Source organism: Bradyrhizobium sp. USDA 326, from assembly GCF_049739485.1.
In the GTDB taxonomy this organism is placed as follows: domain Bacteria; phylum Pseudomonadota; class Alphaproteobacteria; order Rhizobiales; family Xanthobacteraceae; genus Bradyrhizobium.
The window spans coordinates 40,585-59,436 of the sequence record NZ_JBMGQA010000001.1 but is presented as its reverse complement, the minus strand read 5'-3'; the positions used below and the strand labels follow the sequence as shown (position 1 = coordinate 59,436).

16 protein-coding genes are annotated in these 18,852 nt (G+C 65.2%); 8 read left to right on the top strand and 8 right to left on the bottom strand.

Translation table 11 applies throughout. The features are described from left to right. Positions 1 to 89 precede the first annotated feature (89 nt). From ABIG06_RS00250 to ABIG06_RS00235, 4 genes are all read right to left on the bottom strand, one after another. A complete protein-coding gene (locus ABIG06_RS00250) occupies positions 90 to 995 on the bottom strand; it encodes a LysR substrate-binding domain-containing protein (protein ID WP_124163740.1) in 906 nt (301 codons plus the stop codon). Between the two features lie 121 nt (positions 996 to 1,116). Further along, entirely contained in the window at positions 1,117 to 2,469 is a 1,353-nt protein-coding gene (locus tag ABIG06_RS00245; protein ID WP_370140583.1) for an MFS transporter, read from the bottom strand. Positions 2,470 to 2,666: 197 nt separating this feature from the next. Next, the gene (locus ABIG06_RS00240; protein ID WP_124163738.1) at positions 2,667 to 4,619 is read right to left on the bottom strand and encodes a hypothetical protein; all 1,953 of its coding nucleotides are present in this window, start codon (positions 4,617 to 4,619) and stop codon (positions 2,667 to 2,669) included. Positions 4,620 to 4,703: 84 nt separating this feature from the next. After that, positions 4,704 to 5,786 carry a lysylphosphatidylglycerol synthase transmembrane domain-containing protein gene (locus ABIG06_RS00235; protein ID WP_124163737.1) on the bottom strand — a complete coding sequence of 361 codons (1,083 nt, stop codon included), beginning with the start codon at positions 5,784 to 5,786 and terminating at the stop codon, positions 4,704 to 4,706. Between the two features lie 429 nt (positions 5,787 to 6,215). Here ABIG06_RS00235 and ABIG06_RS00230 point away from each other — a divergent pair, with 429 nt between their 5' ends. After that, a complete protein-coding gene (locus tag ABIG06_RS00230) occupies positions 6,216 to 6,722 on the top strand; it encodes a ferritin-like domain-containing protein (protein WP_124163736.1) in 507 nt (168 codons plus the stop codon). 95 nt (positions 6,723 to 6,817) lie between these two features. Here ABIG06_RS00230 and ABIG06_RS00225 read toward each other — a convergent pair whose 3' ends face one another. Next, the gene (locus ABIG06_RS00225; RefSeq protein ID WP_370140581.1) at positions 6,818 to 7,252 is read right to left on the bottom strand and encodes a hypothetical protein; all 435 of its coding nucleotides are present in this window, start codon (positions 7,250 to 7,252) and stop codon (positions 6,818 to 6,820) included. Positions 7,253 to 7,308: 56 nt separating this feature from the next. Between ABIG06_RS00225 and ABIG06_RS00220 the strand changes: the two genes are divergently transcribed. Next, the gene (locus tag ABIG06_RS00220; RefSeq protein ID WP_370140580.1) at positions 7,309 to 7,899 is read left to right on the top strand and encodes a hypothetical protein; all 591 of its coding nucleotides are present in this window, start codon (positions 7,309 to 7,311) and stop codon (positions 7,897 to 7,899) included. An 8-nt stretch (positions 7,900 to 7,907) separates the two neighbouring features. On the opposite strand, the gene ABIG06_RS00215 is transcribed toward ABIG06_RS00220, so the two are convergent. Then, entirely contained in the window at positions 7,908 to 9,251 is a 1,344-nt protein-coding gene (locus ABIG06_RS00215) for a PLP-dependent aminotransferase family protein (protein ID WP_370140579.1), read from the bottom strand. Between the two features lie 184 nt (positions 9,252 to 9,435). Between ABIG06_RS00215 and ABIG06_RS00210 the strand changes: the two genes are divergently transcribed. Then, complete coding sequence (locus tag ABIG06_RS00210; protein WP_124163733.1) at positions 9,436 to 9,672, top strand: DUF1127 domain-containing protein; 237 nt, start codon at positions 9,436 to 9,438, stop codon at positions 9,670 to 9,672. Positions 9,673 to 10,703: 1,031 nt separating this feature from the next. Continuing rightward, positions 10,704 to 11,096, top strand: a complete 393-nt coding sequence (locus ABIG06_RS00205) for a hypothetical protein (protein WP_370140578.1) — start codon at positions 10,704 to 10,706, stop codon at positions 11,094 to 11,096. Between the two features lie 81 nt (positions 11,097 to 11,177). Here the strand turns inward: ABIG06_RS00205 and ABIG06_RS00200 are convergent, their stop codons facing one another. Both ABIG06_RS00200 and ABIG06_RS00195 read right to left on the bottom strand, forming a co-directional pair. Then, positions 11,178 to 11,603 carry a universal stress protein gene (locus ABIG06_RS00200; RefSeq protein ID WP_061883091.1) on the bottom strand — a complete coding sequence of 142 codons (426 nt, stop codon included), beginning with the start codon at positions 11,601 to 11,603 and terminating at the stop codon, positions 11,178 to 11,180. Positions 11,604 to 11,653: 50 nt separating this feature from the next. Next, entirely contained in the window at positions 11,654 to 12,190 is a 537-nt protein-coding gene (locus ABIG06_RS00195; protein ID WP_124163732.1) for a SixA phosphatase family protein, read from the bottom strand. A 93-nt stretch (positions 12,191 to 12,283) separates the two neighbouring features. Here ABIG06_RS00195 and ABIG06_RS00190 point away from each other — a divergent pair, with 93 nt between their 5' ends. From ABIG06_RS00190 to flgK, 4 genes are all read left to right on the top strand, one after another. Further along, on the top strand, positions 12,284 to 13,744 hold the full coding sequence (locus ABIG06_RS00190) for an NAD(P)/FAD-dependent oxidoreductase (protein ID WP_124163731.1): 1,461 nt from the start codon (positions 12,284 to 12,286) through the stop codon (positions 13,742 to 13,744). 134 nt (positions 13,745 to 13,878) lie between these two features. Beyond that, positions 13,879 to 14,391: a peptide-methionine (R)-S-oxide reductase MsrB gene (msrB, locus tag ABIG06_RS00185; RefSeq protein ID WP_035671899.1), complete on the top strand. Its 513-nt coding sequence runs from the start codon at positions 13,879 to 13,881 to the stop codon at positions 14,389 to 14,391. Between the two features lie 269 nt (positions 14,392 to 14,660). Then, positions 14,661 to 16,913 carry a flagellar hook-basal body complex protein gene (locus ABIG06_RS00180; RefSeq protein WP_370140576.1) on the top strand — a complete coding sequence of 751 codons (2,253 nt, stop codon included), beginning with the start codon at positions 14,661 to 14,663 and terminating at the stop codon, positions 16,911 to 16,913. Positions 16,914 to 16,947: 34 nt separating this feature from the next. Further along, entirely contained in the window at positions 16,948 to 18,831 is a 1,884-nt protein-coding gene (flgK, locus tag ABIG06_RS00175) for a flagellar hook-associated protein FlgK (RefSeq protein ID WP_370140575.1), read from the top strand. Positions 18,832 to 18,852: the final 21 nt, after the last annotated feature.

The following is an 18,852-nucleotide window of genomic DNA, read 5'->3' as shown; positions in this document are numbered from 1 at the left end:
GCAAGCCTGCGCGTCCATGCGCCGTGGTTTAGAAGACCGTTCGATGCGCGTCCAAGCCAAAGCCTATATCGACCGATGCGGATTGAGCATCAATCCTCTGTCGGCTCCGCGGAGGACAATTCGCCGGCGATTTTGACCAGCGCCGACAGCAGCGGATTCTCGTCCTCGCGGCGCCACACCATGAACAGTTCGACGGGCACGCGAGTGCGCAGCTTCAGGGGACGCAGGCGCACGTCGGAGATCTTCAGGCTGGCGGCTGCGGCCGGCACGATGGCAAGGCCGAGGCCGGCGCGCACCATCGCGAGGATCGAGTGGATCTGGCTGAGGTGCTGGACGTAACGTGGCAGCACGTCGGCGCGGGTGAACAGCGCCACCAGGAGGTCGTGGAAGTAGCGGCTCTCATAGGGCGAGTACATCACGAAGGGCTGGTCGTCGAAATCCTTGATGGTGATGCTGTCGGCGCTGGCCAGCGGATGCTTCTTCGGGATCGCCGCGAGCAGCGGCTCGGCGACGACCCGGCGGCTGGCAAGTTCGGGACGTGCGATCGGCGGCCTCAGCAGGCCGGTGTCGATCTGGCCGGAGGTCAGCGCCTCGAACTGGTCGCCGGACACCATCTCCTTCAGCGAGAAATCGACCTCGGGCAGCTTGGCGCGGCAGGCGGCGACGAGTTCGGGAAGGAAACCGTAGGCCGCGGCCGCGGTGAAGCCGATCTTGAGCGAGCCGGTCTTGCCGAGCGCGATGCGGCGGGCGACCTGCGAGGCGCTTTCCGCAAGCTTGAGGATCCGCCGCGCCTCCGGCAGGAAGCTGCGCCCCGCAGGGGTGAGGCGTACCGATCGGCTGGTGCGTTCCAGCAGCGGCGCATCGATGATGTGCTCGAGCACCTGGATCTGCCGGGACAACGGCGGCTGGGTCATGTTCAGCCGCGCGGCGGCGCGGCCGAAATGCAGTTCCTCCGCCACCGTCACGAAGCAGCGGAGCTGGTTGAGGTCGAACATCGATACATGCCTTAGATGGATAAGGCGTTTCCCCGGCACTTCTAACATCGATCACCACCAATACAAAGACGGCGGCTGGTGAGCCGCCGTAAGTTGCCTGGTCAAGCTCCCGTGGGAGCCCTCAGGAGGAACGTTCGAGCACGACCCGCTCGATCTTGCCGACGATGACGAGATAGGCGAACGCCGCCACCAGCGCGTTGAGGCCGACGAAAACCAGCGCGCCGTTGAACGAGCCGGTCGCAGCCAGGATGTAGCCGATCACGATCGGAGTGGTGATCGAGGAGAGATTGCCGAAGGTGTTGAACAGGCCGCCGGAGACGCCGCCGGCTTCCTTCGGCGAAGTGTCGGAGACGACGGCCCAGCCGAGCGCGCCGATGCCCTTGCCGAAGAAGGCGAGCGCCATGAAGCCCACCACGAGCGCCTGGCCGTCGACATAGTTGCAGGCAATGATCGACATCGACAGCAGCATGCCGCCGACGATCGGGATCTTGCGCGCCATGGTCAGCGAGCCGGTCCGGCGCAGGATCGCATCGGAGATGATGCCGCCGAGCACGCCGCCGATGAAGCCGCATAGCGCGGGGAGCGTCGCGACGAAGCCGGCCTGCAGGATCGACAGCCCCCGTTCCTTGACGAGGTAGACCGGAAACCAGGTCAGGAAGAAATAGGTCAGCGTGTTGATGCAGTACTGGCCGAGATAGACGCCGAGCATCATGCGGTTGGAGAGAAGCTGGCGGATGTGGTCCCACCCGGAGCCGGATTGCGGTGCACGCTTCTGCTTCAGATCGTCCCTGGACGCATCGAGATCGACCAGCGCGCCGCCGTCCTTGATGTAGTCGAACTCGGCCTCGTTAATCGAAGGATGCTCCTTCGGGCCGTAGACGGTCTTGATCCAGGCGAGACCCATGACGATGCCGAGCGCACCCATCACCAAGAACACGAAGCGCCAGCCATAGGCGTGCGCGATCCAGCCCATCAGCGGCGCGAAGATCACGGTCGCGAAGTACTGCCCCGAATTGAAGAAGGCCGACGCGGTGCCGCGCTCATTGCCCGGAAACCAGGCCGCGACGATGCGGGCGTTGGCTGGGAAGGAGGGCGCCTCGGCAATGCCGACCAGGAAGCGCAAGCCGAACAGCACGATGACCGCGGTGCCGGCGCTGAAGAAGCCGACCCAGCCCTGCAACATCGTGAAGATCGACCAGACGATGATGCTGAAGGCATAGACGAGGCGCGAACCATAGCGGTCGAGCAGCCAGCCGCCCGGCACCTGGGCGATCACATAGGACCAGCCAAAGGCCGAGAAGATGTAGCCCATGGCAACGGGATCGAGATGCAGCTCCCTGGAGAGCGCCGGGCCTGCGATCGAGAGCGTGGCGCGGTCGGCATAATTGACTGTCGTGACCAGGAACAACATGGTCACGATGAACAGCCTGACGCGAGACCTCCTCACGTCCGCTGCGGACACCATTGCGCTCATGACGCGCCTCCTTAGAACTCGAACATTTCCTCGAGGCGAGTCCTAGAGGCGCGCGCGGCAAAGTGTCCAAGTTCAAGGGAGTATCGATCGATGCCGTCTTTGGATCGATGGGACGGCAGGTTGGGGGAACGATTGTGAGGAAGGCGGGACGCCAACCCCAAGGGCGCAATGACGGTGTGGAGAGCTCGCTCTCGCTTCTACTGACTTGCGCTCGGCAGCAGCTGCGGCAAGAATCCGCGCGTCACGCTTGGCGGCACGGCATCGAGACCAAGCACGGCGCTCGCGGCCGGCAGCGCCGCATCCGCCATCGCGGCGTGGCCTTCGGCGCTCGGATGCACGGCGCCGCCATAGACGGCGGAGAGCACGCCCCAGGTGGCATCGTGAATGTCGGTCGGCTGGCTCGCGGCCGGCAGGCCTTGCGGATAGGTCATCGCAGCGAAGTAGCTGTCATTGGCGTCGCGGATCCAGCGCGCGCGGGGCAGGTAGGCGCGGTATTCCGAGGCGCCGCGGCCGCACAGCATGGGCTGGCTCGCTGCGCTGACAATGTCTGGATTGAAGCTCTGGCCGTTCTCGGCAAAGCAGGTCCGGTCGAATTCGGGGTCATTGCCCGAATGGGCGCAGAAGCCGTGATCGGCGAACGCGGCCTGGTGCGCGTCGACGAAGGTCATGCGGTCGGCTTCGGGGTCGCGGCACAGCGCGCCGCGGGTGCAGGTGGCGAGCCCTTTCAGCTGCGGCAGGAATTCGGTGTCGACGAAGGTGGAGACGCGGGCGAGCCGCTGCGGATCGGCGTTGAAGGACGGATGGATGTCGAACCCGGCGCGGCCGCCGCGACAGGGCACGCCGCCGTCCGCGAGCGCAGGATTGGCGTAGGAGACATAGACGACGCGCGAGAGGTCGCCGCCGACGAGCGGCTTCAGCGCCTCGCGCAGCTTGACGAAGCTTTGCGGCAGCTCACGCGTCAGCGCATCGCGGGAATCATCGACGCTCGCCATCACGCCGGAGCGGCGGAACAGCGTCCGCTCGGTCGCGGTGTCGACGATGACGTCGGCGACGAGGCCGGAGAAGTAGACGTCGTTGGCGCCGACCGAAAGCAGCACGAGGTCAAGCGTCCGATCGGGCTGGCGCTTCTTCGCCGCGGTGAGCGCTTCGCGCAGCTCGGCGACCTGCGCGTTCACGCTGGTGTTGCAGACGCCGGACTTGCCGGGCGGGCATTCGCGGGCGCGCTGCGAGCCAAGCAGTCCGTCGGCAATGCTGGCGCCGGTGCAGGCGAGCGGCAGGAAGGTCACGGCGATATGGGTGTAGCGCACGGCGAGCGCCAGCGCGGTGCGGGCTTGATAACTGTAGAGCGAGCGGTGGCAGGGTGCGTTGAACCAGAGCGCGCTGTAGCGCTGCCAGTTGGCGAGGGTATCCGGCGCCTCGCAGGCGCGGCCTCCCTTGAAGCCGTGGCGGCTCGGCCGGTAGTACTGCGCACCTGCGGTACCGAGATAGGAGCGGAAGCAAAATCCTTCGTCCGAGAGTGCCAGCGGCCGGTCCGGATTGCCCTCGCCGGAGGCGATGCTGTCCCCGAGGCCAGCGACGAAAATGTCGCGGACCTGGATCTCGGTCTGGACGCGCTGGGTCGGATCCGAGCCGGCCGAGACATCGACGGTTGCGACCGTCTGCTTGCCGTAGCGGACTCGCAAATTGATCGGCTCGGCGCAGTCGAAGGTCGATTGTTGCGGCCCGTCCCCGTCGTCGAACGACCAGGCGCAGGTGGCGCCTACCGGCACCGCGCCGGTCAGACGTACCGTCACCGGATGGTCGATCGGAGTGATGTAGTTCTCTTTGACATTGTCGCGGGTACAGGGCTGGTTGACCCGGCCCTGGAGGTCGATGCAGAGCCGGTTGACCATGTTGCGGGCCCAGCCGCGGCCTTCGCTCTGGAGCTCCAGCGATTGCTCGGCGGCGAGGATGCTGCGGTTGCGCGCGTTCTCGACATGGAGCAGGAAGTCGCGCTCCTCGCGGAACAGCCGGAAGCGGTTACGCACCTCCCAATCGATTTGCATGGTGCCGGCATCCTGCCCGGCGGCGCGCTCGGACGGCAAGGCGGTCAAGAGCCCGGAGAGCAGCAGAGCGCCCGCGGCGAGAGTACGAAGGGATAAAGGGATCATGGCCCGGGTCTTGAACGGCAAAGTTGAGGCGGAAATAAGAGAGCATTGCTCCGCCGCCCGCAACGTTTGTCTGCGCCAGCTGCCTTAGCGCTTGTTGGCCTGCCGCAGCAACCGCTCCCGCTCCATCGGTGTCACCTGCTTGGGCAGGTTGGCCTGCGCGCAGGCCTCCGCCAGCCGCCGCCGCTCCTGCCAAGGCTCGACCACGTTCATCCAGAGCTCGCGCGTGCCCATGATGGAGATGGCGAGGCCGAACGGGATCACGAAATAGAGAATGCGGAACACCAGCAGCGTGGCCAGAAGCTCCTCGCGGCCGAACTGGGGCAGCGCCACCAGCATGGCAGCATCGAACACGCCGATCGAGCCTGGCGCGTGGCTGGCAAAGCCGATCAGGGTCGCCAGAATGAACACGACGGCGAGCGACATGAAGTCGATCGATGGGCTGGTCGGCATCAACAGGTACATGGCCGTGGCGCAGAAGCCGAGATCGACCACGCCGATCAGGATCTGCACCAGGGTCAGCGGTGCCGATGGCAGCACCACCTTCCAGCCCTTTTGGCCGAGCTCGCGGCGCTTCTCGCCCATGCAGAGCCAGACCAGATAGGCGCCGATCGAGGCGAGGCCGCCGAGGGCGATCAACCGGTTGAGCGACGAGGGGAGCTGATCCATCGAGGAGGCCGCATCCGGATGGATGGCCATGCCGATCGAGAGCACGAAGATGTTACCGAGCCAGAAGGTCAGACCCGACAGGAAGCAGATCTTGGCGACGTCGATGGCGTTCAGCCCGTAGTCCGAATAGATCCGGAAACGGATCGCACCGCCGGTGAATACCGTCGCGCCGATGTTGTGGCCGATCGAATAGGACGTGAAGCTCGAGAGCGCCGCGATGCGATAGGGCACGTGCTTCTTGCCGATCGTTCGCAGCGCAAAAAAGTCGTAGAAGGTCAGCGTGCAGAACGCGAAGAAGACGCAGATCGCCGCCAGCCCGATGCTGCCGCGCGGGATCTCGGTCAACGCGGTCAGGATGACCCCGGTATCGATGCCCTTGAGGGTCCGCACCAGCGTGGTGATCGCGAAGGCGATGATGAAGATGCTCGCGGCAATTCCCAGCCGTCGCCAGCCGATCCATCTCTTGAAGCCGCGCTTCAACGCGGGCAGCAGTCCGTGCATTCATCCTCCCGGCGGGGGCAACACCGGCCGAGCCAGGCTTGGCCGGTCGGGCGCGATCATGGCCAAAGGCAGGCATCGATCGCTAGGCATGATCAAGCTCATTTAAGGCAAAATCAGCGGCTTGTGCAGCCCTTGACAACAATAGGTTCTGCGCTGGACCGGCCACTTCTGTCATACGCGGTTCATATCGGATGCGCGTTAAGCATATGAGTCGTGAAACCGGCTCCGCTCGCGCGCTTGGTGCACCGACATGATTTCAAATCCTGGCGCGGTCCGCATTGTTCCAGCGCAAGCGGTATCGGCATTTTTGGAACGTCGACGCTGCGTGCTCGTTAGCATCCATCAGCAATCGAACATGGGCGGAATAAGCGGCATTTCTCGTGCAAGCCGGCGCCTCCGTGTTCCCCGAAACCCGAGAGGATCGGAACGATGGGACTGTTCACAAAAGACATCAAGACCATGAACGACCTGTTCGTGCATCAGCTCCAGGACATCTATTACGCCGAGCAGCAGCTCACCAAGGCGCTGCCGAAGATGGCAAGCAAGGCCACCGATCCGCAGCTGAAACAGGGCTTTTTGACGCACCTCGAGGAAACCAGGCAGCACGTCACACGACTTGAGGAGGTGTTCAAGATGCACGGCGTCGCCGTGAAGGCGGTCGATTGCCCAGCCATCGACGGCATCATCGAGGAAGCCGACGAGACCGCCGGCGAAGTCGCCGACAAGGCGGTGCTCGACGCCGCGCTGATCAACGCGGCGCAGGCCGCCGAACATTACGAGATCGTGCGCTACGGCAGCCTGATCGCCTGGGCCAAGCAGCTCGGCCGCAACGACTGCGCGGCAGTGCTCGCCAAGACGCTCGAGGAGGAAAAGGCGACCGATAAGAAGCTGACGACGCTCGCCGAGAGCAAGGTGAATCTGCGCGCGGCGAGCTAGCAACAACAGTGCAGCCAGAAAGCGCCGCGCGCCAACGCGCGGCGCTTTCCTGTCACGTGCATCATTCGGCGCTATGAGCGCGCCTGCGCAGCACGTCAGCCGCGGCGCAGTGCGAAATGCGCACCGCAAAACGCCATCACGGCACCGAGGCAGAGCGCGGCGAGCCCGGCCAGCACGCCCGAGACGGTCGGGATCGGGCTCGGCGCCGAGGCCGCCTGGCCCGCTCCCGCAAGCAGCAACACACCGACCGCGATCAGGAATTGCCGCATCCGCTGCGGGATCTGTCCGGAGGCGGCGCTCTGCATCAGGCTCGCCGTGAAATAGCCGCCGGAGAAGCCGACCGTGGCGATCAGCCACCAGGCGATCGCCGCTCCCGCGGGCATGAACTCACGGGTGTCGGAGCGCCAGAGGCCGCCGAGATCGAGACCATAGCGCGCGCCCAGCATGTGCACCGCGAGCGCGAGCAGCACGCCGGAGATCATAGCGGCGCCGAGAATCAGCCGGCGCGGAAAAAACGTCGTCTCAGCCATGCCCCGCTTGTAGGATGGGCGAGGGCGATCGCGCAAGCCGATCGCGAATGGGATCGATGATCGAGATGCGGGGAGCTGAAGCCGGTTCGGCCACGAGCTACGCCTACAAGGCCTCGCTGATCGGCTCGGCGCATCGTTTCGAACTGACGGAGCAGGGGCTGTCCTGGCACATCGCGGGACGCTCCGGCCTGTGGCGTTACGACGAGATCTCGGCGATCCGGCTGTCGTTCCGCCCTGTTTCGATGCAGCAGCACCGCTTTCGTGCCGATGTCAGCCGCACCGGCGGCGGGCGCATCGCGATCCTCTCGACGAGCTGGCAGACCGCGGCGCTGATGGCGCCGCAGGACAGCGGCTTCCGCGATTTCATTCTCGCGCTGCATGCGCGAATGGCGCAGGCCGGCAGCCGGGCCGAATTGACCGCCGGCCTTGGCCGCAAGACCTATGCGGCGGCGCTGGTTTTCCTGGCGGTGCTGACGGTGGCGATGGCGGGGCTGTTGATCCGCGCGCTTCTGATCGGTGAGTTCGCCGGCGCGCTGTTCATCGTCGGCTTCGCTGCGCTGTTCGCCTGGCAGGTGGGCGGCTTCGTGTGGCGCAACAAGCCGCGGAGCTACAGTTTCGATCGCGTGCCGAAGGCTCTGCTGCCTTAGATGGAGCGCTACTCCGTCGAGTCGAAATCCTCCTCCTTGGTGCCGAGCAGCGAGGCGATCGTGCGCAGGCCGGCATCGAGCTGCTCGGGTGAAGGCGGGGCGAGGGCGAGCCGCACCGCGTTTGGTGCATGACCATGCGCGATCGCGAAGGTCGAGGACGGCGTCAGCGCGATGCCGCGCCTTGCCGCCGCGGCGACGAAGGTTTGCGAACGCCAGTGCGGCGGCAGCGTCAGCCAGAGATGATAGGAGCGCGCGTCCGCGGCGAGCTGGTAGCCGGCGAGCAGCCTTGCGGCGGTCTGCTGGCGGCGCGCCGCGTCGATGCGCTTCAGGCGCGTCAGCTCGGCGACGGTGCCGTCGGCCATGAGCCGCTGCCCGGCCGCCAGCGCGTGGCCGGAGGCGATCCAGCCGCCGGTGCGGACCGCGCTCATGACGCTTTCGCGCAAGTGAGGCGGCGCGACCAGAATGCCGAGCGCGAGGCCGGGCGCGACCTTCTTCGACAGGCTGTCGATCACGACGCAGCGGTCCGGCCCGAGCGCGGCCAGCGGCGTGTCGTCGGCGAGGAAGCCGTAGACGGCGTCCTCGATGATGGGAAGATCGAGCTTTTCGGCGACGCGCATGATGTCGGCGCGCCGCGTCGCGCTCATGGTGACGCCGAGCGGATTCTGGATGATGGGCTGGAGATACAGGGCCGACAGGTGCGCCTCGCGATGCGCCTTCTGGATCGCGTCCGGCCGCGCGCCGTGTTCGTCCATCGCAATCGGGACCAGCGTCACACCCAGCCGCGCGGCGATGCTCTTGACGTATGGATAGGTCAGCGCCTCGACGCCGCAGCGGCCCCCGGTGGGAACGAGCGCCGCAAGCGCGGCCGCGAGCGATTGCTTGCCGTTGGCGGTGAAGAAGATCTGGTCCGCCTGCGGCGTAAAATCCTTGCGTGCGAGATAGGCGGCGGCAGCAACGCGCGCGCTCCTGGTGCCGGTGCTGGTCGAAACGCGCAGCGCGGACTCCAGCGCGTCGACGCGCTCCAGCCCTGCAAGGCTCTTGGCGATCATCGCCCATTGCTGGGGCAGCAGCGGATAATTGACCTCGAAATTGATGCGCGCCTCGGCCGGCTCGCGCGTCGTCTCGACCTGGCGCCTGATGTCGCCGGAGATGAAGGTGCCGCGGCCGACCTCGCCGACCACGAGGCCGCGGCGGAGCAATTCCGTATAAACCCGGCTCGCGGTCGAGACCGCGATGCCACGGTCATAGGCAAAATTGCGCTGCGGCGGCAGCCGATCGCCGGGCCTTAACGTGCCGTTAGTGATATCGGCCGCAATGGCATCGGCAAGCTTCACGTACTCGAACTTGGACATTATTGCACCGAGAGCAATGTTTTTCTTGCTCCGAGGAATGTACCGGAGCATTTAAGTTCCATCAAGATCCGCGATTGAGCCGAGGAGAGCGAGAGCAATCCGACGGCAAATGAGGTGCAGGCGCTGACAGCGTCCGCGCCAACGGCATCGGCTTCGCCGCGGAACGACACGCCGGAGAAAGAAAATGACCACGATTTCGCAAACTGCCGGGCGGAGTTTACGCCCATCCTCGTCGGGCGGATTTTTCAGCACGCTCGCCCACGGTGTCTCTGCGCTGTTCGATCGCATCGAGCGCCGCTCCGCCGTCAAGACGCTGAACGAGCTCGACGACCGCGCCCTGCGCGACATCGGCATCACGCGCAGCCAGATCGAGGATGCGGTGTACGGGCAGTTCAAGGCCGAGTTGACACGATATCTGTGATCACTCCGTGTCCCGGACGCGCTGCAGCGTGGAACGCCGCTGCGCAGAGCCGGGACTCAGCGGATCGCACTTACGCCTGGGCCCCGGCTCTGCAGCGCATCGTCGAAGAGACGCTGCGCTGCGTCCGGGGCACGAGAGCGGAGTTTTTCGGGCGCAACCGTTTCCGCGTCATCATTGCGAGCGCAGCGAAGCAATCCAGAGTCTTTCCGCGGAAAGGCTCTGGATTGCTTCGTCGCAAGGGCTCCTCGCAATGACGGAATGTGTTGCGACGGCATCGGCTCTTCAATTCGCATCTCACTCGCAGGCGCGCTGCCGCATCCTCGCGGCGCATCTCGCCCGAGCTTTGCCTGGTGGCTTCGCCCTCTGTGAAGAGGGCGCAGGGAAGACCGGGTGCCGGCCGGGCACCCACGGTCCACTGTGCGAAAGGTGGCAACGAAGAATTTGCACAGCGGCATACAGGTGAAGCCAAACATCCGGCCTTCCCTGCGCAGTGGCTTTACGGCTTATGTCGTGCTCTCCCCGGGGAGCGATGCACTATTGCCCCCGTCGCCTTGCGGACGGCTGATGTGCATCGCCCGGTCGGGCAACCACGTCACCGCAAGACTTGGCGCACAGACCCCGGGCGCCAGGACCACACGATTTTGCCGTACGCAGATGACACCGGTCGTATGCGCGAGGTCTTTGCTCACGGCTCTCCGCCCTGCAAACCCTTTCGCGCCAACGCCATCAGCGTCCACCGCCGCCCGGCCCGCGTTCGTGACGATCGCGATACGCCCCTCTTCCTTGGGCCGGGTTGCCCGACACATACGCGATTTCCGAATTTCGGGAAAGCGGAATATTTTCGCCGCGGCGCGTTGACCCAGGGCTCGCGTGTTTTGCCTGTCGGGCAACGCAAGCTCTGGTAGCCCGGATGGAGCGAAGCGTAATCCGGGGGTTCGTGCCGGCGGACACGCTGGTCCCGGATTTCGCTTCGCTCCATCCGGGCTACGAGGCTAAATCGAGGGCCAAGCAGACAAGTATTCGAGGTTTGGATGGCCGAAAGCTTTAATTCTTTGCCGTGGCATGATGCGGTATTGCTGGAGCTGATGATTGATCGACGTAATCCCGGGACGCGCGACGAAGTTCGCCTTCAAGTTATATGGCCCGACGGCGGCCGTGCAACACTGTTGTTTCGCGACTGTTATGCCGTGACAGCCGAGATGAACTTCGGCATCATCGCCGAAGAGCAAATTCTCAATGCCTCCATGATTGAAGATGATCCGGGCTTAACCTCAATTCGAGATCGATGGAGGCCGCTCGGCGTGTCGCTGGCTATGCTGCGCTGCTATCAACTGGAGACGTCTTCCACGGGCAGCCTCTTACGAATTTACGCCGAGAAGTTTGAAGTCGCGTACTCTCGTAGCCCGGATGGAGCGCAAGCGTAATCCGGGACCGGTGCAAGCGGGTACGAAGGTGCCGGGTGTCGCTTCGCTCACCCGGGCTACGAATGGAGCCCAGTGCGCCGTTCAGTGCCTGACGACCAGCACCGAGCACTTCGCGTAGCGCACGACGTGTCCGGCGTTGGAGCCGAGGAAATAGGTGCGCATCGCCGGCCGGTGCGAGGTCATCACGATCAGGTCGGCCTTCATATTCGCGGCTTCCTCCAGGATCTCGTGGTAGATGCCGCCCTGGCGCACCACGCTGGAGATGCGGCTCGGCTCGATGCCGGACTCGCGCGCGACGATGGCGAGGGCTTCCTCCGAAGTCTGGCGCTGCTGCTCGTCGAAATCGGCCGGGACGTATTCGGCCAGCATCACCGGCGTCATCGGCAGCACGTTGAGCAGGCGCACCGTGCCGCTCCAGGTCTGCGACAGCGTCGCCGCCGTTGCGATCGCCGGCTTGGCGAGATCGGTGTCGGCGAGGTCGATGGGCACGAGGATGGACTTGAACATCTGCGCCTCCAAATCTTTCGGTCAGCACGTCTTGCTGGTACGTCGCGCGATCACTCCGATCGAAGCAGCTTGGGGCTGACGAACAGCACCAGCTTGCCGCGGCGGTAGGCCACGTCCCCCCAATCCTTGACGTCAAAGTCGAAGATCGCAAGCCCCGCCGTGGGCAGGTTGTGGGCGAGGGCCCTGGCGCCATCAGGATCGCCGCCGCCGATCAGCATCAGGGCGACCTCATGCATGCCGGGATTGTGCCCGATCAGCAGCAACCGCTTTGGGTCGGCCGGGGCGGTTGCAGTGCGAATGGCCTCCAGGATCTCCGCGGAATCGGCGCCGTAGAGTTCCGGCAGGACCTCGACCTGCGGCACGGGGACGCGGTCCTTCATCGCCTCCCAGGCGATGTCCCAGGTCTGCCGGGCCCGCACGGCGTGCGATACCAGCACGGTATCGGGGAAGGGTGGATGGGCGGCGATCCAGTCGCCCATCCGCGCAGCATCCTTGTGGCCGCGCTCGTCGAGCCGGCGGTCCTGGTCACGGCCGCTCGGCGCGTCGGTCTCGGTCTTGGCGTGACGCAGCAGCATCAAACGGCGCATGGCATTCTCGAATCGTTGTGTGTCCAGAATAATCTACGGGCGCGGGTTGAGGACAAGGTGACAAGCGCCGGATCGGTCCTTTAAGAAAACGACATGAGTGAGACCTTCACAAGTGCATCCCAGGAAGAAGCCGGCTTTCGCGATCGCGAGCGGCTGACGTTCGATCTCGATGCCGACATCTGCGTCATCGGAGCGGGCCTTGCCGGCCTTTCCATCGCGCTGGAGGCGGCCCGGCTCGGGGCCAGCGTCGCGGTGCTGGAGGGCCGTCATATCGGCTGGAACGCCTCCGGCAACCAGCTCGGCACCGTGATGCCAGGCTTCGCGCTGCCGCTCGCCGACCTGATCGAGCGCATCGGCTTCGAGGACGCGCGCGAGTTGTGGGCCCTGTCGAAGGAAGGCGCCGAGTTCGTCCGCGCCAATGCCACGGAAGAGAACATGCCGGGAATCGGCCTCAGCGATGGCGTGCTGGAGGTCTCCAACGTCGATACCGGCGACCGGCTGATCAGCCGGTTGCAGATGCTGAACGAGGATTTTGATACCGAGGTCGAGGGCTGGCAGGCCGATCGCGTTCGCGGGCTGCTCAAGACCGACCGCTACTTCCACGGCGTGTACTATCCCAAGGCGTTCCAGGTCGACGGCCGGAAATATGTGCACGGCCTTGCGGCGCTGGCGCGGCGGTCAGGCGCCCGCATATTCGAGGACACGCCGGTCGTCAGCATCGATCATTCCGGCATTCGCAAACGCATCGTGACGCCCTCGGCACGGCTGCGCGCAACCCACATCGTGCTCGCCGGCAACATTCATCTCGGCGCGCCCCTGAAACGCCTTTCGGAGACGCTGCTGCCGGTCTGGCGCTATGCCGGCGTCACCGGGCCGCTCGGCGAACGTCTTCATGAGATCATCGCCTTCAAGGGATCGGTGATGGATTCCGACGGCGTCGATCATTTCAGGATCGTCGAGGGCAACCGGCTGATGTGGGAGAGCCCGGAGACCACCTGGGCGGCGCGTCCACAGCGCTTCGCGGGCGCCGTCAGGCGGCGGATCCGCACGATTTTTCCCGAGCTCGGCAAAGTCGAGATCGCCGACACGTTCGCCGGCGTCACCGGCCAGACCGTGCACGGCATGCCGCAGATCGGCGAGTTGCGCAAAGGCCTGTGGGTGGCGAGCGGGTTCGGCCGCCAGGGTATGAACACTTCCGCCATGGCCGGACAGATGATCGCACGCAGCATTCTCCGGGGGGATCAGCGCTGGCGGCTGTTCTCGCCGTTCGAGCTGGTCTGGGCGGGCGGCGCCACGGGCCGCGTCGCGGGCCAGCTGGTCGGGATCTGGAGCAGGGCGAGTTCCGCCGCGGCAGGCGCGCTCGCCCGCTATCGCGAACGTGCCAGAGTCAAGGACAGGGAACGCGAGGCCCGCCTCGCCAAGGCCAACCGAGCCGCCGGCACCGGCCCGCGCCGTCCACCGTCCGGCGTTCGGCCGCGGCCGGCCCCGCCGCCGAAACCCGCGACCCAAGACACGGCGCAAGACACAGCGCAGGACACAGAACAGGCAACTTAGAACAGGACACGGAACCGGCTCCTCACGAAGCCGGCATCTCGCGATAAACCCGAGAAAAATCCCGCCCGGAAGTGTAACGTCGGCCGTTAGAGCCCGTATCTCAGGGCGTGGACTCCCCGCGCACGGAGAATGAGATGGTTGACCGCCGCATCCTGTTGACGACTGTCGCCGGCCTGTTTGGCCTTTCGGCCTTTCGCTGGCTGAGAGCATCCCCCGCCGAGGCCGGCGAGAAGGCCGCGGAAAAGTTCGAGATTGTGAAGACGGAGGCCGAATGGCGTGCCCAGCTCACGCCGCAGCAATACGAGATCCTGCGCAATCACGGTACCGAGCGGCCCGGCTCAAGCCCGCTGCTGAAGGAGCACCGCAAGGGCATCTTCGCCTGCGCCGGCTGCGACCTGCCGCTGTTTGCGTCCGAAACCAAGTTCGAGAGCGGCACGGGATGGCCGAGCTTCTACCAGCCGATCGAGGGCAATGTCGGCAAGACAGAGGACCGCACCTACGGCATGGTCCGCACCGAGGTGCATTGCCGCCGCTGCGGCGGCCATCTCGGCCACGTCTTCGACGACGGTCCGAAGCCGACCGGCTTGCGCTACTGCATCGATGGTTTCGGGCTGGTCTTCCATCCCGCGGCGGCGTCGGCGACGTAGGTCTTTCTAGAGTCATTCCGGAGCGATGCGCAGCATCGAATCCGGAATCTCGAGGTTCCGGGCTCGATGCTTCGCCTCGCCCCGGAACGACGTCACGTCCCGGCAATTGTTGCCGGTCCCGGCAAATGTGCCCCGGTCGTCAGGCCGGGGCTTTTTCATTAAGTCATTGATTTTCTGAGAATACCGGCATTGGCATAGCCTTTGCGACTGTCTCCCCCGACTGCGGCCATGGTCGACCGGCCGCCGGGATCGGATTTGGAGACAAAGTTATGGGTATCTTCGATGCAATGAACACCTCGGTGGGTGGCCTGCAGGCGCAGTCCTTCGCGCTTCAGAACATTTCCGGCAACATCGCGAACTCATCCACCACCGGTTACAAGGGCATCGGCACCAGCTTCGTCGACCTCATTCCCGACTCATCCGTTCCGAGCAAGCAGGTCGCAGGCGGCGTGCAGGCCAACGCGAAGGCCACCATCACCACGCAGGGCACGATCTCATCCTCCACCGTCGCCACCAACATGGCGATCACCGGTGACGGCTTCTTCTCGATCCAGAAGGCGAGCGGCGTCGTCGACAACGTGCCGGTGTTCACCGGCGTCACCTATTACACGCGGCGCGGCGACTTCCAGCTCAATGCCAACGGCAATCTGGTCAACGGCGCCGGCTATTACCTGATGGGCGTCACGGTCGACCCGAAGACCGGCAATCCGACCGGCAGCGTGGCGAACGTGCTGCAGTTCCAGAACAACTTCATCCCGGCGCAGGCGACCACCTCGATCCAGTACGCGGCGAACCTGCCGACCCAGCCGAACACGGTCGCGAAAACCACGGCGTCGACCGGTACGTTGCTGGCGGCCGGTGGGCTCAATCCGTCCGATTTCGCCGCCAACCCGCTGCCGGTCGGCACGCCGCCGGCGCCCTATGCCAACGCGACGGTGTCAGGCGCGGCAGCAACCGGCAACATCCGCTCGGCCTATTCGTCGACGACGGCGACGGGCACGGTTGCGCTCCAGAACAATTCGTCGGCGGTCGCCTCGACAACCACGTCGCTCGACAACACCGCCGGCACCCATCTCGCCTCCAGCATTCTGACCGCCTTGAGCGGCCAGACGCTGACCATCAACGGCAACACCGTCACGTTCAACGGCGGCACCACGGTCTCGACCGTCGGCAGCAATACGACGATTGGTCTCGGTGCGGGCACGACGGCGACCGTGGCCGACATCCTGAATGCGATCCAGACTGCCGGCGGCGCCGGCGTCACCGCTTCGCTCTCGGTCAGCGGCAATATCCAGATCTCGACCGGCACCGGCACTGACGTGGCGATCGGCAGCGGCACGGCCGCCACCGCGCTCGGCATCAGCAGCGTGACGCGCGGCGGCAACGTGCTGTCCTCGCCCGCGATCTCGGGCGCGACAGTGCTGAGCGGCACTGCGACCGCCGGCGGTGCCCAGGTGCTCACATCCGGCTTCTCCGCGGGCGATACCATCACCGTCAATGGTCAGACGCTGACCTTCATGAACTCGGGTGCGTCGGGACCGAACCAGATCAACATCACCGACAACGTCACGACCCTGCTCGGCAAGATCGACGCGCTCTCCGGCGCCTCGGGGTCGTCGGTCAGCAGCGGTGGCGTTATCACGCTGAACACCGGCACCGTCTCCAACCTCTCGGTGTCCAGCTCCAACAGCGCTGCATTCTCGGCGCTCGGCTTCACCTCGACGATCACCAAGAATCGTGACGGCGGCGGCACCGCCGGCACCGGCGGCGTGATCGGCAACGACATCGCCACCTTCACCAAGGAATCGATCAGCGGTGGCGCGGTGACCGCCTACAACGCCGCCGGCACGCCTGTGAACCTGCAATTGCGCTGGGCCAAGACCGACAGTGCCTCGCTGGGCGCGGGTCATTCGGACAGCTGGAACCTGTTCTACCAGACCGATCCGAACGCAACCGGCACGACCGTCGGCTGGGTCAACACCGGTCAGACCTTCACTTTCGCGGCCGACGGCTCGCTGACCTCGCCGAGCGGCTCGGGCATCACCATCAACAACGTCACCGTCAGCGGCCAGTCGCTCGGCTCGGTTGCCTTCAACATCTCCTCGGGCGGGCTGACGCAATATGCCAGCACGAGCGGCGCGGTGACCATCAACACCATCACGCAGAACGGCTACGCCGCCGGTCAGCTCCGCTCGGTTGCCGTCAACAACAATGGCGTCGTGGTCGGCACCTTCTCGAACGGCCAAAACCTCAATCTCGCCCAGGTGCAGCTGTCGCATTTCAACGGCACCAACTATCTGAAGGCGCTCGATGGCGGCGCCTACGCCGCGACTGAACAGTCGGGAGACGCCATCGACGGCGCCTCGGGCACCATCAGCGGCTCGTCCCTGGAGGGATCAAACACCGACATCGCCGACGAATTCACCAAGCTGATCGTGACCCAGCAGGCCTATTCTGCCAACACCAAGGTCATCACGACCGCGAATTCGATGGTGCAGGACCTCTTGAACGTGTTGCGCTGATCGGCGCGTAACGTAACTAAAGGCGGCAAGTAACATGGGTTTGAGTTCAGCCCTCGCCAGTGCGATGAGCGGCCTGCGTGCCAACCAGGCCGCGCTCTCGATCGTCTCGTCGAACGTCGCGAATTCGCAGACGCCCGGCTACGTCGTCCAGACGCCGAACCAGATCGAAGTCACCACCGGCGACTTCGGCTCGACGGCGATGACGACCGGCGTCAGCCGCCAACTCGACACCTATGTGCTGAACCAGTTGCGCACGGAGGTCGGCGGCAGCGGCTACGCCGACCAGATGGCCAACATCCTGAAGCAGCTTCAGAATGTCTATGGCACGCCCGGCAACAGCGGCACGCTCGAAACTGCGCTGAACAAATTCACCACGGCGCTTCAGGCGCTCTCGACCAGTTCCGGGGCGTCGTCGGCGCAGACCGTCGCGCTCGGGGCGGCACAGGCCCTGGCGCAGCAGCTCAACATCACCACCAACGGCATCCAGTCGCTCCGCTCCAACGTCGAGCAGGATCTCGGCAACTCGGCGCGAGCCGCCAACGCGGCGATGCAGCAGATCGCCGACATCAACACCAGGCTCCAGGGCCTGTCGCCCAACGATCCCTCGGCCGCCACGCTGATGGATCAGCGTGACCAGGCCATCAACACGCTGTCGAAATATGTCGACGTCCGCGTCACCACCGACGGTTCGAACCAGACCAACATCTACACCACGACGGGCATTCAGCTGGTCGGCGCCGGGCTCGCCTCGGAATTCTCCTTTGCCTCCGCCGGCGCACTGTCGGCGACCTCGCTTTACAACATCGACCCGGCCAAGTCCGGCGTTGGCGCGTTCAACATCAAGCTGCCGAACGGCTCGCAGGTCGACGTCGTCGCCAACAACGTGGTGTCGTCCGGCCAGATCGCGGCCGACCTGAAGCTGCGCGACCAGACCCTGGTGCAGGCGCAGGACCAGATCGACCAGCTCGCCGCCACGATGGCGAGCGCGCTGTCCGACAAGACCACGGCCGGAAGCACGGTCACCGGCCCGCCTGCTGGTTTCGACCTGGAACTTGCCGGCGCGTTGCCGGGCAACACCGTCAACATCACGTACACGGACACGGCGACCAACACGCAGCGCCAGATCACGCTGATCAACGTGACCGATCCCGCCGCGCTGCCGCTTCAGAACGCGACGAACGCCAACCCGATGCGGATCGGCGTCAACTTCTCCGGCGGCATGGGAGCGATCGCCTCCGCGCTCAACACCGCGCTGTCGGGCACGCATCTGTCGTTCTCCGCCGCCCCGGCGCCGGCGACCGCCACGACGTTGCGGGTGACCGACGACAACACCGGCCTTGCCAAGGTGAGCTCGGCGTCGACTACAAAGACGATCTCGTCGCTGACCTCCGGCAATCCGCAATTGCCGCTGTTCACCGACGGCGGCCAGGCGCTCTACACCGGCGCGATCACGGCATCCGGCTCGCAGATGACCGGCCTTGCCGGGCGCATCGCGGTGAACACGCAGCTGGTTTCCGATCCGAGCCGACTGTCGGTCTACAACACTTCGCCGGTGACGCCCGCGGGCGACACCACGCGTTCGGACTATCTCTATTCGCAGCTCACCAATGCGGTGTTCTCCTATTCACCGCAGACCGGCCTCGGCTCGGCGAACCAGCCTTTCACCGGCAGCGTCTCGAACTACCTCCAGCAGTTCCTGAGCGTCCAGGCCAACGCCGCCACCCAGGCGACCCAGCTCCAGCAGGGCCAGAGCGTCGTCGTCTCGACGCTACAGGCCAAGTTCGACTCGACCTCCAGCGTCAATCTGGACTCGGAGATGTCGAACCTGATCCAGCTTCAGAATGCCTATGCCGCCAACGCCCACGTCATGTCGGTGGTGCAGAGCATGATGAACACGTTGCTCCAGGCTCAAGTGTAGCAAGTAACAGGGCTCTGAAAG

Coding starts and splice junctions, on each gene's coding strand:
- ABIG06_RS00210 (WP_124163733.1), top strand. CDS start 9,436: ATGACCACGATTTCGCAAACTGCCGGGCGGAGTTTACGCCCATCCTCG.
- ABIG06_RS00245 (WP_370140583.1), bottom strand. CDS start 2,469: ATGAGCGCAATGGTGTCCGCAGCGGACGTGAGGAGGTCTCGCGTCAGG.
- msrB (WP_035671899.1), top strand. CDS start 13,879: ATGGTTGACCGCCGCATCCTGTTGACGACTGTCGCCGGCCTGTTTGGC.
- ABIG06_RS00215 (WP_370140579.1), bottom strand. CDS start 9,251: ATGTCCAAGTTCGAGTACGTGAAGCTTGCCGATGCCATTGCGGCCGAT.
- ABIG06_RS00220 (WP_370140580.1), top strand. CDS start 7,309: ATGATCGAGATGCGGGGAGCTGAAGCCGGTTCGGCCACGAGCTACGCC.
- ABIG06_RS00225 (WP_370140581.1), bottom strand. CDS start 7,252: ATGGCTGAGACGACGTTTTTTCCGCGCCGGCTGATTCTCGGCGCCGCT.
- ABIG06_RS00195 (WP_124163732.1), bottom strand. CDS start 12,190: ATGCGCCGTTTGATGCTGCTGCGTCACGCCAAGACCGAGACCGACGCG.
- ABIG06_RS00230 (WP_124163736.1), top strand. CDS start 6,216: ATGGGACTGTTCACAAAAGACATCAAGACCATGAACGACCTGTTCGTG.
- ABIG06_RS00235 (WP_124163737.1), bottom strand. CDS start 5,786: ATGCACGGACTGCTGCCCGCGTTGAAGCGCGGCTTCAAGAGATGGATC.
- ABIG06_RS00240 (WP_124163738.1), bottom strand. CDS start 4,619: ATGATCCCTTTATCCCTTCGTACTCTCGCCGCGGGCGCTCTGCTGCTC.
- ABIG06_RS00205 (WP_370140578.1), top strand. CDS start 10,704: ATGGCCGAAAGCTTTAATTCTTTGCCGTGGCATGATGCGGTATTGCTG.
- flgK (WP_370140575.1), top strand. CDS start 16,948: ATGGGTTTGAGTTCAGCCCTCGCCAGTGCGATGAGCGGCCTGCGTGCC.
- ABIG06_RS00250 (WP_124163740.1), bottom strand. CDS start 995: ATGTTCGACCTCAACCAGCTCCGCTGCTTCGTGACGGTGGCGGAGGAA.
- ABIG06_RS00190 (WP_124163731.1), top strand. CDS start 12,284: ATGAGTGAGACCTTCACAAGTGCATCCCAGGAAGAAGCCGGCTTTCGC.
- ABIG06_RS00180 (WP_370140576.1), top strand. CDS start 14,661: ATGGGTATCTTCGATGCAATGAACACCTCGGTGGGTGGCCTGCAGGCG.
- ABIG06_RS00200 (WP_061883091.1), bottom strand. CDS start 11,603: ATGTTCAAGTCCATCCTCGTGCCCATCGACCTCGCCGACACCGATCTC.